Consider the following 11,468-nt stretch of genomic DNA (forward strand, 5'->3'; position numbering starts at 1 on the left):
GTGAGGGGGTCGCGGACGAACGAGGCCGAACCGCCGGCGAAACCCAGTCGGCTGGCCGCCGACGGCCCGCGCCAGGACGGGCCGGCCCGGCGATCGGCTCAGCACGGTCAGCCGCCGAGGCGGCGGTTGGTCAGCGGGTCCCGGACGAACAGCACCGACCCGTCCGTGAAGTCCACCCGGATGACCGGGCTCGACGGCACGCTCCACCCGACCCGTGCAGCGGAAACCCCCCGGACCCGCGACGCCTCCACCTCGCTGAAAGCGGTGAAAGGGGGGCCGCCGTCGGCGCCCGCGAGCAGCCGTGTCGGGTACAGGACGGCGGCTCGGTGGGTGGTCAGGGTCAGCCGGGCGTCGCCGCGGGTGTGGGACAGGTGGTCGGCGAAGCGCACGGCGTCCTGACCGGGGTGCGTGGCGTGGGCCCAGAAGGCGACGGTCGGGTCGTCGGCCCAGTCCGCGCCGTCGCTCCGGCTGGTCCACTCCGCCGGGCGCGGCCACTTCAGCTTGCCCAGCTCGACCTCCGGCACCTCGCCCAGCGGTTCGTGCGGCAACCGCAGTGCACCGCCGAGGCGGACGCCGGTGTAACCGTTGATCGGGGCGCACGCCAGCACCAGCCGCTCACCCGGCCGCAGCCAGTGCCCGCCGACCTCCTTGGTGACGATCTTCAGCTCGGATTCGGCGGTCGGCAGCTCCCAGTTCGAACCGGCCACCCCCCGCACGAACTCGAAGCCCGAACCATCCGCGAAGGACACCCGCAGCCCCCGCTCGGCGAGCTGCGCGGCCGGAACCTCCACGGCGGGCACAAAATCCTTGAGCGCCACCGGTTCGCCCTCGACGTTGTCACCGAACTTCGTGCGGTTGTCGGCGACGATGGCGGCCACGTCCTTGCCGAACTTCGCCAGGCCACGGCCGAACCGCGAAGCCTTGCCCAGCAACGACTCGTCCGGCGGCGGCGGGGCGTTCTCGACCACGGGCGGCCGTTCGGTGAGCACCACCAGCCGGTCCGAGGTCAGCACCCACAACCGCAGCAGCACCCGGCTGATCGACGGCAGCGCGCTCAGGTGCTGGTGCGCCAGGCACCCCGCTCGCGGCCCGAACACCACGACGTCGGCGGGTGGCGGCTTGTCCCGCCCCTCGTCGGAACCGCCGAGCGCCGCGGAAACCACGTCCCCGGTGAAGTCCGCGATCCGGCGCCCGAACGCCCCGCCACCCGGCTCGCCGGTCGGCGAAAGCCGGTCGATGTCGTAGTAGTGCGTGTGCGCGAAACCCGCCCACAGCAGCGTTTCCCCCGGACGGCAGACGAGGGCGCGGGCGTGCGCGCCCGCGCCCAGCGCCCGGTGCAGGTAGTTACTCAAGGGTGAACCCGCGGTCGGTCGCCTCGCGGCGCTCCGCTTCGCTGGACGGGTCCGCCGCCTGGTCGTAGCCGTACTTGATGCCCTGCTCCACCGCCAGCCCCGGCACGTTCTCCACGGTGCCGCGGAAGGCCGCCTTGCCGATCGCGGTGGTGCCCGACATGCCAGCCGCCCGCAGCCCGGCTTCGGCCAGGTTCGCGGTCAGCGCGTCCGAGCCGTCCCCGAGGCCGTAGCGACCGGCGAACTTGTTGCCGGTCTTCGACGCCCCGGTCACCGGATCGGCCTTGGTGACGATCTTCGCCAGCGGGTTCTTGTCGATCTGGTCGGCCAGCCGCTTCTGGAACCAGTTGCCGTCACGCAGGTTCTCGGTGCGCCGGACCAGGTCGTTCAGCGGGCCCTTGCGCAGCGCCTGCAGGATGTCCTCGAGCTTGTCGATCAACGGCTTGAGCTTGCCCAGCAGCATCTTGACCTTCATGCCGAGCCGGGCGCCGGTGCCTGCCACCTGCGCGGTGGTGGCCGCACCGGCCGCCGCCACGGACGCGCCCGCGGTGATCCACGAGGCGGCCAGCGCGGCCAGCCACTCGATGATCAGGCCCATCACCAGCTCGGCGATGATGTCGATGACGATCTCGACGAAGGCGTCGAACAGGTCGGCGGCGATCTCCAGGATCTGCTTGAGCCCGCGCAGGTCGTTCGCGAACGCCTTGGCGCCCTCACCGAACTCGCCCATCTGCCGGCGGAACTTGTCCCCGGCTTCGCCCTGCCACGCTTCGGCGGTGGCGTCGGCGCGCTGCTTCTCGTGCTGCCCGGCCTCGTCCACCCACTGGGCGACCTGCTCCCAGCCCTTGGCGGTGCTGCGCATCTGCTCGGGGTCGCCGATCGCCGGTTCGAGCACGAACTCCACCAGCGGGCTGATCACGATGCCGATCAGGAAGCCCAGCCCGTTCTCCACGAAGGACTGACCGGGGCTGGTGACCAGCTGGAGCTGCTCCATCCGGGCGTTCACCGCGGCGATCGCCACGTCCGGCGGGCTGCTGGCGCGCTTGGCGTCGCCGACCGCGCTGAGCACCGAGCTGCCGTACCCGGAGTGCTGCTCGAAGTAGCTCTTGCGGGTGCTGTCACCGGCGCTGTTGAGGTCGGCGAGGCTGCCGGGGCCGGGTGCGCTGTCCACATCGGCCTTGAGCTTGGCCAGCGCGTCCTTGGTGGCCGAGTCGTTCTTCTGGTAGATCTCCGCGGCGGTGGTGGTCTTGCCGGAGATCTCGTCCAGGAAGGACTTCGCCTGGGTGGCCAGGCCCTGGCACTCCTCTAGGGCGTCGAAGTACTTGAACGCCATGACCTCGCCGAGCGGGCCGAAGCAGTCGTCGCTGACCCTGGCCTGTTCGAGCAGGCTCGCCAGCTGCCCGAAGTTGTCCGAGGCGTCGCGCGACCCCTCGCTGTGCGCGACCAACGCTTCGCTGTGCACCCGCATCGCGGTCATACGTCCCCCGTCACCTCAAGATCGGCCCGCCGAATTCGTCGTCTTCGACGTCGGTGGCGGGCGGCCGGTTCCGGGGCGGAGCCGATCGCTGCGCCGGCCCGGCCAGCGTCTCCGGCGGTGGCGGGTCGCCGGGGCCGAGCGGCGGCACGGCGGCGTGCGCGTTGAACGCCTCCTTGAACTTGTCCGCCTGGTCGCCGAGGAGCGGCTCCACGGTCTGCTCCAGCAGCGCCGCGGCCTGCTGCGTGGCCTGCCGGATGGCCCCGAGGATCTCCTGCTGGAGCTGGGTGTGCGACTTCCGCATGGCGTGCGGGGCCAGCTGCAGGCCCAGCACCGCACCCGACGGCGCGACGGTCACCGTCACCGAGCCGTCGGCGTTGCGGGCCGAGCCACGCAGCTCGCCGATCTTCTGCTGGACCTCGTTCGCCTTCGCGGCCTGCTGCTCGAAGGCCCTGATGGTGGCGTCCAGCCGCGCCTCGGCGTCACCCATGTCAGATCGGCAGCTTCCGGAAGATCGGCCGCGGCACGTGGCGCAGCGCCGACATGACGAACCGGAACGGTGCCGGCGCCCACACCAGGTCCTTGCCGCGCCGGGCCGCGTCGACCGCGATCCCGGCCACCTGCTCGGCGGTCTGGGTCAGCGGGGCGTCGGCCATGCCCTCGGTCATCTTGGTCTTGACCTGGCCGGGGCGGACCACGGTGACCTGCACGCCGAACGGCGCCAGCGCCTCACCGAGGCCGAGGAAGAAGCCGTCGAACCCGGCCTTGGTGGAGCCGTAGAGGAAGTTCGACCGGCGCACGCGCTCACCGGCCACCGAGGACAGCGCGATCACCTTGCCGTGCCCCTGCTGCTTCAGCTTCTCCGACAGCGCGACGCCGACCGAGACCGCCGAGGTGTAGTTCACCGTGGCCAGCTCGACCGCCTTCGCGTGGTCCTGCCAGACCTCTTCGGCGTCGCCGAGCAGGCCGAAGGCGACCACGGTGACGTCGACGTCACCGTCGGCGAACGCCTGCTCGATGACCGCCGGGTGCGACCCGGTGTCCTTGGCGTCGAAGTCCACGGTGGACACCTGCGCCCCGGCGTTCTTCAGCCGCTGGGCGGCGGCTTCCCGCCGCTCGGACGGGCGCGCGGCCAGCACCACCCGCAACGGGGCGGCGCCGAGGTACTTGTCGGCGATCGCCAGCGCGATGTCCGAGGTGCCGCCGAGCAGCAGCAGCGACTGCGGGTTTCCCACGGCGTCGATCAAAGTTCCAGCCTCCGGCTCATGTCGGACGCGAACACGCCCTCGGGGTCGACGGAATTGCGGATCTTGCGCCATTCCTCCAGGCGCGGGTACATCTTCGCGAAGGTCTCCGGCGTGGTGCGGGAGTCCTTCGCCGTGTAGAGCCTGCCGCCCGCGGCGAGCACGTGCTCGTCGAGTTCGGTGCAGAAGCGGCCGAGATCACCGCGGATGGGGAAGTCCACGCTGAGCATGTAGCCCGGCGACGGCCAGGAAAGCGGTGCCGGGTTGGCCTCGCCCATCCGCTTGAACACGTTGAGGAACGAGTAGTGGCCGGACTCGGCGATCCGCCGGCACAGGCCCTTGAGCTGGTCCTCGGCGCCGAACGGCACGGAGAACTGGTACTGCAGGAAGCCCTTCGAACCGTAGCCGCGGTTCCACTCGCTGAGCATGTCCAGCGGGTGGTAGAACTGCGTCAGGTTCTGGATCTTGCCCCGGGCGCCCTTCTTCGGCACCGTGCGGTGCCAGAGGTTGCCGGCGAAGGTGGTGGTCAGCTTGTTGACCAGGCCGTTCGGGAACACGTCCGGCAGGGTGAGCAGCTGCGGCGCGTCGAACTTCAGCGGGTTGGCCCGCAGCTTCGGCGGCAGGTCGTCCAGCTTGGCCAGCGAGCCGCGGGAGAAGGTGGCGCGGCCCATCCGCTCGTCGCGGGTGATCAGGTCCGGCACGGCCATCGAGTAGTCGTAGTTGAGGTCCGAGCCGTTGGTGAACAGCTCGAGCGTCTCGTCGAGGTTGCCGGTGCGGTCCGCGTCGACCAGGAAGTACGCGCTCTCGGTCTTCTTCATCGCGATCCTGGCGCGCAGGATGATGCCGGTCAGGCCGATGCCGGCCACGGTCGCCCAGAACAGCTCGGCCTCCGGGCCGTCGGGGGTGAGCGTGCGCACCTGGCCGTCCGCGGTGAGCAGCTCCATCGACAGCACGTGGTTGCCGAAGCTGCCGGCCGAGTGGTGGTTCTTGCCGTGGATGTCGTTGGCGATGGCCCCGCCGATGGTCACCTGGCGGGTGCCCGGCAGCACCGGCACCCACAGCCCGTGCGGCAGCGCGGCCCGCATCAGCTGGTCGAGGTTCACCCCGGCGTCCACGTCGACCACCGCGGTGTCCGGGTCGATCGAGTGGATCCGGTCCAGCGCGGTCATGTCGACCACCAGGCCACCGGCGTTCTGCGCGGGGTCGCCGTAGGAGCGCCCCAGCCCGCGCGCGATCACCCCGCGGCCACCGGCCTGGGCCACCGCCTTCGCGATCAGCTCGGCGTCGGGGGTGCTGAGCACTTCGGCGACGGTCGGCGCGGTGCGCCCCCAGCCGGTCAGGGTCCGCCGCTCGGTCTGGGGTTTCGGGCTCGGTTGGCTCACCCGGACCAGGGTAGCCAGGGTAGTCACCGCCCCATCACGGCCCTTTAACGAACCGCTTCTACACTGGCGGGCGTCCGTGATCCCAGGTCGATGAGGTAGCGCTGTGGTGGCAACCGAGCCCGAAGCGGTCCCGGCCCGATCGGCCTCGCCCGGACTGCTGGGCCAGCTGGTCCGGTTCGTGCTGATCGGCGGCTTCTGCGCGCTGGTCGACTCCGGGTTGTACTGGCTGCTGCTGCAGGCCGGTACCTGGGTGCACCTGGCGAAGGCCGTGAGCTTCGTCGCGGGCACCACCACCGCGTACTTCCTGAACCGGAAGTTCACCTTCACCGCGGCCGGTACCGGCGGGGCGGGGCAGCTCGGTGGCTTCGTCCTGCTCTACACGGTCACGTTCTTCGTCAACGTCGGCGCGAACGCGCTGGCGCTGTCCCTGCTCCCCGAATTCCGCTGGCAGGTCGCGCTGGCCTGGGTGATCGCCCAGGCCATGGCGACGACGATCAACTTCGTGATGCTCAAGTGGGTCGTGTTTCGCGAGAAGTCGTGACTCGATGACCGTCTGTGAAAACTTCACAGACTCAACCTGTACTTTGTGACCGCGTGTTGGAATCCCCTTGGAGGACTGAGGATTAATGCCCGGTAAAGCAGTAGCCGGACAGCCCGGCGGCGCGGCGGTCAAGGACCCGGCGGCGCCGAACGGCACCCGCCCGAACGCTTCCGGTGAGGAGCAGACGGTGTTCTCCGAGCGCGCACCCCAGGATCGGCTGCTGGCGCAGCGCGGCCTGTTCGCCGGCCCGTCCGACGTGGTCTCGAAGGACCTCTACGCCGAGGTGACGCTGGGCGTGGCCGCCCGCCGTCGCGCGGGGGTCACCCTGGAGCCGTCGGCGAAGGTTTCCGGCAACACCTACTTCGGCCGGTTCCCGGCCAGCTACTGGCAGCGCTGGACCACCGCGGACACCGTGCGGGTGGAGGCCACCGTCACCGGTGACGGCCTGCTCACCATCGGCGCCTCCGACTTCGACGGCGAGCACCGCACGGTCACCGCCCGCGAGATCACCGGCGCGGACGGCACCGCGGTCAGCCTGGAAGCCAAGATCGACAAGTTCTACGACGGCGGCGCGCTGTGGCTGGACCTGTCCACCGAGGCCGGGCAGCGGCTGACCGTGGAGCGCGTGCGCTGGACGGTCGACTCGCCGGAGCGGATCCGCCCGACCGCGGTCACCATCTGCACGATGAACCGCGCCGACGACTGCCTGTCGAACCTGCAGGCGCTGGCCGGTGACCTCAGCTCGCTGGAGACCCTCGACGCGATCTACGTCGCCGACCAGGGCACCGACCGGGTGGAGACCCGCGACGGCTTCGCCCAGGTGGTCAAGGACCTCGGCGACAAGCTGCACTACATCACCCAGCCGAACCTCGGCGGGGCCGGCGGTTTCACCCGCGGCCTGTACGAGGTCGCCGGGCACACCGAGACCGAGCACGCGAACGTGCTGTTCATGGACGACGACGTGCTGCTCGAGCCGGACCTGGTGATCCGGCTGACCGCGTTCTCCAACCGCGCCGCCAACCCGATCATCGTCGGCGGCCAGATGCTCAACCTGCTGCACCCGGACCAGCTGCACGTCGGCGCCGAGTACGCGCGGCTGAACACGCTGGAGCCCGGTCAGCCGGTGGAGCACTCCCTGAACACCGCCGACCTGCTCGGCGTGGACGAGGAGACCGGCAAGCCGAACCGGCAGGAGCGCCGCCTCGACGCCGGGTACAACGGCTGGTGGTCGTGCCTGATCCCGTACGAGGTGGTCAAGGAGATCGGCTACCCGCTGCCGTTCTTCTTCCAGTGGGACGACGCGGAGTACAGCTACCGCGCCCGCGGCAAGGGCTTCCCGACGGTCACCCTGCCCGGGGCCGGCGTCTGGCACGCCGACTTCGGCTGGAAGGACTGGGACGAGTGGCACCGGTACTTCAACCTGCGCAACTCGATCATCACCGCGGCGCTGCACAGCCCGTTCAACCTGAACCTGCTCTCGCGCGTGCTGGTGGCGCAGCTGGTCCGGTACCTGCTGGGCATGCAGTACGGGCTGTCGGCGACGCTGATCAAGGCGGTCGAGGACTTCCTCGAGGGGCCGGAGATCCTGCGTGACGGCGGCGTCGCGGCGATGAAGGAGATCCGGCGGATCCGCGAGGAGTACCCGGAGACCAAGCGGCACAAGGCGACCGAGGTGCCGGGCATCGCGTCGGCGGACATCGGCATCATCAACTCCGCGCCGCGGCCGAGCCTGCAGCGGGTCATCCTGCTCAAGCGCATCATCGACCGGCTGCTCGGCAAGCACCGCTTCGGCCTCGGCGCGGTGCCGAACGACGAGGCCAACTGGTGGCACATCTCGCTGTTCGACACCGCCGTGGTCACCGATGCCTCGCAGGAGGGCGTGCGGGTCCGCAAGTACGACCGGGACCGCATGTTCGAGCTGGGCAAGCGCGGCATCAAGGTGCTGCAGCGCCTGCGGAAGGAGGGCGCCGCGGTGCAGGAGCAGTACCGGCGGGCCATGCCCGAACTCACCAGCCGCGAGAACTGGACCCGCCTCTACGAGCTGTGAGCTAGCGCTTTATCGCCCATGGACTCAGGTCAGCCATGAGTCCATGGGCGATTTTTTGCGCGGGCCCGGCCTCGAACTGCTGTACCCGGCACGCGCGGCGGCGTGCTCCGCGCGAACCACCCCCAGCGGCTCGCGCGGCTAGTGCAGCCCGAAGACCTTGCCCTTGCGCTGCAGGTCTTCGACGTGGGCGGCGGCCACCTTGCCGTAGTGCACGAAAACGGTGGTGCCCTCCTTGGTCTTCACCGCGTCCACCGAACCGTGCTCCAGCTGCAGCCGCAGCCGCTTCTGGAACTCCACCAGATCGGTTTCCGGTTCGAGGGCGAAGACCAGCGGCTCGCCGCCGGTGGCCAGGTGGACGACGAGGGCGGGGCGGGTTTCGCTCATGCCGCCCAGCACAGCAGCGTTGATCGGGCGCGGACAAGGCGGTTCGCTGACAGCGGAGAGCGCGGGTGGGCTAACGTGCTGTGGCGACCGGTTTCCGCGCTCACGGGGGAAGAGGAAATGGCCCACTCGTTCTCGCTGTCGCTGGCGGCGGTGGACATCCTGCTCGAACACACCCGCCTCGGCCGCGCGCCCTTCCCCTTCCAGGTCCCGCACATCGGCACCACGCACACCCAGCGCGCCCAGATCCGCGACGCGGTCTTCCGCGACCTCGAATCCCGCGGCATCCTGCGCCGCGGCAGGCTGGACGGGGACGTGGAGATGGCACTGGGCACCTTCGTCCGTTCGCCGGTGGCGATCACCGCGGCCGCGCAGCTCGAAGGCGGCAAGCGGTTGTTCGCCCGGTCGGCGTCCAACGGCCAGTTCGGCGTGGTCGTGCGCCAGGACGAGAACCTGCTGGTGTTCGAGGAGTCGCGGCCGACCGGCGTGGTGCCCGCCATCGTCGACCTGCTGCCGATGACCCCGCCGGGACCCGGCCAGTCGGTGACCATCGCCAAGCCCGCGCCCCGGCAGCGGCGCCCGCGGCAGGGCGAGGACGGCTACGACCCGTTCGCCGGGGTGGCCGCGCCGCGGTCGCACTCCTCGGCACCACCGCAACTGCGTGCGGTCGAGCGCATCTTCGAAAAGCCGAAGAAGCGGATCGGCCAGTTCACCGCCTTCGTCCGGGCGCCGGACGGCACCCCGGTCAACCTGGCGCCGATCGCCTGGTTCGACAACGAGGACGGCCGGTACTTCAGCACCATGCGCCAGGCCGCCGACGGCCAGCAGTGGCTGACCTACGCCCCGGCCGACAACGCGCGCATCGCCCAGCAGCTCTACCAGCAGCTCGAGGGCTACCTGTGAGCGCGCTCGTTTGCACGCGGAACCGTTCTTGATTCACCGTCGTCGGAGTGCTGAGTAGAATCCCGGTGGGCAAGCTGTCGGTACTGAGGAGTTGTGGCAAGGATGATTCCCGCTGAAGGCGCATTCTTGAGCATGAAACCGCTCGCGGGCTCGATGAACGCCGATGCGATCGCCTCCACCAGGGCCGAGACCCAGAAGCTGGTCGACGCGGCCAAGTCGGGCGGGTTCAAGATCGAAGAGGGCGCCGTGCACGGGATGATCGATTCGATCACCAAGATGCGCGACCGCCTCAAGGCGCAGATGGTCTTCAACACCACCCTGAGCCAGGTGCCGCAGCTGGGCAGCCACGACTACGGGCACGTGGTGGCCGCGCACGACCAGAAGGGCGCGGACAACGAGGCCGGCTCGGCGAACGTGGTGCTCCAGCAGTTCGACCAGGTGCTCGTGCAGGCCACCGAGGCGCTGCAGCGGGCCGCGGGCATCTACGACGAGACCGAGTCGACGGCCCAGTCCGACGTGGCCACCTACAACGTCTGAGGGGAACCGAGATGACCACGCCGACCCCCGCAGCGCCGAAGACACCGCAGGAACTGCAGGAGATGTCGCCCTCGCAGCGCGACGCCTACCTGCAGGAGCAGGCCGCCAACGGGGTGCCGCAGGACAGCTGGCTGCTCGGCCCGATCCTGGAGATGCAGGCCAGGATGAAGGCCCAGAGCGAAGCCGACAAGATGGGCGAGAACAACGTCAAGACGCTGACGGCCAACAACGACGTCCAGTACGTCGAGGGCCTCAAGCCGTCCGACGCCGACTACCTCGGCCACGACCACGCCCAGCTCACCGGTTACGTGACCAACAACCTCAGGCCGGAGCAGATCGTCCAGGTCTCCGACGCCTACCACCAGCTGCACAAGGACTTCAAGGACTTCGCCACCTCGCTCGGCGACGCGGTGAACAAGTCCATGGGCGCCTGGGAGGGTGAGGGCGCCAGCGCCGCGCGCAAGTACTTCAGCAGCCTCGCGACCTGGTCGGACGGCAACTCCGAGAACGCCAAGCTGGCCTCGGAGGTGATGTTCCAGCAGGCCGACGCGGCCACCCGGGCGAAGAACAAGATGCCCGAGGAGATCCCGTTCGACTGGAACACCGAGATGCAGAAGTGGGGCAGCAACCCGCTCGACCTGATCTCGAACATCAACCGGTCGATCGAGACCTACAACCAGAGCCAGCAGGCGCACACCGAGGCCGCCGGCGTGATGGCGGCCTACGACAAGGAGCTGTACGAGGCCGCCTCGAAGCAGCCGGTGTTCGCCGAGCCGCCGAAGTTCGACGACGGCAGCGGCAGCTCGGTCACCCCGCCCGGCGGCAACGGCAACGACGGCACCAGCGGTTCCGGGTACACCGGCGGGTCGGCGGGCAGCATCCCCGGTGCCGGTGGCTCCGGGGTGGGCGGTGGTTCCGGTGTCGGCGGTGGTGGCGCGGGCAGCATCGGCGGCGGGTCCGTGCCGACCCCGCCGCAGCTGCAGGACGGCTCGAAGATCGGCACCGGCGCGCTGCCGTCGAACACCAATCCGGCGGGTTACCAGCCGCCGACCTTCAACCCCGGCGGTGGCGGCAACCCCAACCCGGCGAACACCAGCCCGTACGCCCCGATGCCGATGGGCGGCATGGGGCAGTTCGGCCCGGGTGGTGGCGGGGCCGGTGACTACAACAGCAAGATCGGCCGCGGTGGTGGCGGGTCCGGCCTGGGCGGTGGCTTCGGCCCCGGTGGTGGCGGTGCTTCGTCCGGCGCGGGCCTGGCGAAGCCGGGCGGGGTCGGTGCGGCCGAGGCCGCCGGACGTGGTCTCGGCGGCCCGGGTGCCGCCGGTGGCCGCGGTGCCGGGATGGGCGGCGGCATGGGTGGTGCCGGTGCCCGCGGTGGTCAGGGCGAGGAGGACCAGGAGCACACGCGGCCCGCGTACCTGCTCGAAGGCGACCCGGACGAGATCTTCGGCACCGATCAGCGCACCGCGCCACCGGTGATCGGCGAGTAGCGGGAACCGGGGGCACCGCCGCGTCCGTCGTACCCTTCAGGTGTCGCTGAAGGGGGACGGATGAGCAATCCGCTGGTCGCGCAGGCGCAGTCGCAGACGACCGGGGTGACCGGGATCGGG

11 protein-coding genes are annotated in these 11,468 nt (G+C 70.3%); 5 read left to right on the forward strand and 6 right to left on the reverse strand.

The genetic code is table 11. The features are described 5' to 3' along the window. Positions 1-107: 107 nt before the first annotated feature. The 5 genes from AC07EG_RS34200 to AC07EG_RS34220 are packed head-to-tail and all read right to left on the reverse strand — an operon-like array spanning position 108 to position 5,449. On the reverse strand, positions 108-1,352 hold the full coding sequence (locus tag AC07EG_RS34200) for a hypothetical protein (RefSeq protein ID WP_478257387.1): 1,245 nt from the start codon (positions 1,350-1,352) through the stop codon (positions 108-110). Beyond that, positions 1,345-2,826, reverse strand: a complete 1,482-nt coding sequence (locus tag AC07EG_RS34205; protein WP_478257388.1) for a WXG100 family type VII secretion target — start codon at positions 2,824-2,826, stop codon at positions 1,345-1,347. Before AC07EG_RS34205 ends, AC07EG_RS34200 begins: the two co-directional genes overlap by 8 nt. A 10-nt stretch (positions 2,827-2,836) precedes the next feature. Then, the gene (locus AC07EG_RS34210; RefSeq protein WP_478257389.1) at positions 2,837-3,313 is read right to left on the reverse strand and encodes a YbaB/EbfC family nucleoid-associated protein; all 477 of its coding nucleotides are present in this window, start codon (positions 3,311-3,313) and stop codon (positions 2,837-2,839) included. A gap of 1 nt (position 3,314) precedes the next feature. Then, the gene (locus AC07EG_RS34215) at positions 3,315-4,070 is read right to left on the reverse strand and encodes a decaprenylphospho-beta-D-erythro-pentofuranosid-2-ulose 2-reductase (protein ID WP_478257390.1); all 756 of its coding nucleotides are present in this window, start codon (positions 4,068-4,070) and stop codon (positions 3,315-3,317) included. Then, positions 4,067-5,449, reverse strand: coding sequence for an FAD-binding protein (locus tag AC07EG_RS34220; RefSeq protein ID WP_478257391.1), 1,383 nt, complete (start codon positions 5,447-5,449; stop codon positions 4,067-4,069). Before AC07EG_RS34220 ends, AC07EG_RS34215 begins: the two co-directional genes overlap by 4 nt. Before the next feature lie 106 nt (positions 5,450-5,555). On the opposite strand from AC07EG_RS34220, the gene AC07EG_RS34225 reads away from it, so the two are divergent. Both AC07EG_RS34225 and AC07EG_RS34230 read left to right on the forward strand, forming a co-directional pair. After that, positions 5,556-5,990 carry a GtrA family protein gene (locus AC07EG_RS34225; RefSeq protein WP_478257392.1) on the forward strand — a complete coding sequence of 145 codons (435 nt, stop codon included), beginning with the start codon at positions 5,556-5,558 and terminating at the stop codon, positions 5,988-5,990. A gap of 85 nt (positions 5,991-6,075) precedes the next feature. Next, positions 6,076-8,037, forward strand: coding sequence for a glycosyltransferase (locus AC07EG_RS34230; protein ID WP_478257393.1), 1,962 nt, complete (start codon positions 6,076-6,078; stop codon positions 8,035-8,037). 138 nt (positions 8,038-8,175) lie between these two features. On the opposite strand, the gene AC07EG_RS34235 is transcribed toward AC07EG_RS34230, so the two are convergent. Beyond that, on the reverse strand, positions 8,176-8,421 hold the full coding sequence (locus AC07EG_RS34235; RefSeq protein WP_478257394.1) for a hypothetical protein: 246 nt from the start codon (positions 8,419-8,421) through the stop codon (positions 8,176-8,178). 117 nt (positions 8,422-8,538) lie between these two features. Here AC07EG_RS34235 and AC07EG_RS34240 point away from each other — a divergent pair, with 117 nt between their 5' ends. The 3 genes from AC07EG_RS34240 (at position 8,539) to AC07EG_RS34250 (ending at position 11,348) form a co-directional block, all read left to right on the forward strand. Beyond that, a complete protein-coding gene (locus tag AC07EG_RS34240) occupies positions 8,539-9,321 on the forward strand; it encodes an ESX secretion-associated protein EspG (RefSeq protein WP_478257395.1) in 783 nt (260 codons plus the stop codon). 132 nt (positions 9,322-9,453) lie between these two features. Next, a complete protein-coding gene (locus AC07EG_RS34245; RefSeq protein ID WP_478257396.1) occupies positions 9,454-9,858 on the forward strand; it encodes a hypothetical protein in 405 nt (134 codons plus the stop codon). 11 nt (positions 9,859-9,869) lie between these two features. Then, entirely contained in the window at positions 9,870-11,348 is a 1,479-nt protein-coding gene (locus AC07EG_RS34250; protein ID WP_478257397.1) for a hypothetical protein, read from the forward strand. Positions 11,349-11,468: the final 120 nt, after the last annotated feature.

The sequence above is a fragment of the Amycolatopsis sp. NPDC045836 genome (genome assembly GCF_056431745.1).

Coding starts and splice junctions, on each gene's coding strand:
- AC07EG_RS34240 (WP_478257395.1), top strand. CDS start 8,539: ATGGCCCACTCGTTCTCGCTGTCGCTGGCGGCGGTGGACATCCTGCTC.
- AC07EG_RS34250 (WP_478257397.1), top strand. CDS start 9,870: ATGACCACGCCGACCCCCGCAGCGCCGAAGACACCGCAGGAACTGCAG.
- AC07EG_RS34230 (WP_478257393.1), top strand. CDS start 6,076: ATGCCCGGTAAAGCAGTAGCCGGACAGCCCGGCGGCGCGGCGGTCAAG.
- AC07EG_RS34210 (WP_478257389.1), bottom strand. CDS start 3,313: ATGGGTGACGCCGAGGCGCGGCTGGACGCCACCATCAGGGCCTTCGAG.
- AC07EG_RS34235 (WP_478257394.1), bottom strand. CDS start 8,421: ATGAGCGAAACCCGCCCCGCCCTCGTCGTCCACCTGGCCACCGGCGGC.
- AC07EG_RS34205 (WP_478257388.1), bottom strand. CDS start 2,826: ATGACCGCGATGCGGGTGCACAGCGAAGCGTTGGTCGCGCACAGCGAG.
- AC07EG_RS34245 (WP_478257396.1), top strand. CDS start 9,454: ATGAAACCGCTCGCGGGCTCGATGAACGCCGATGCGATCGCCTCCACC.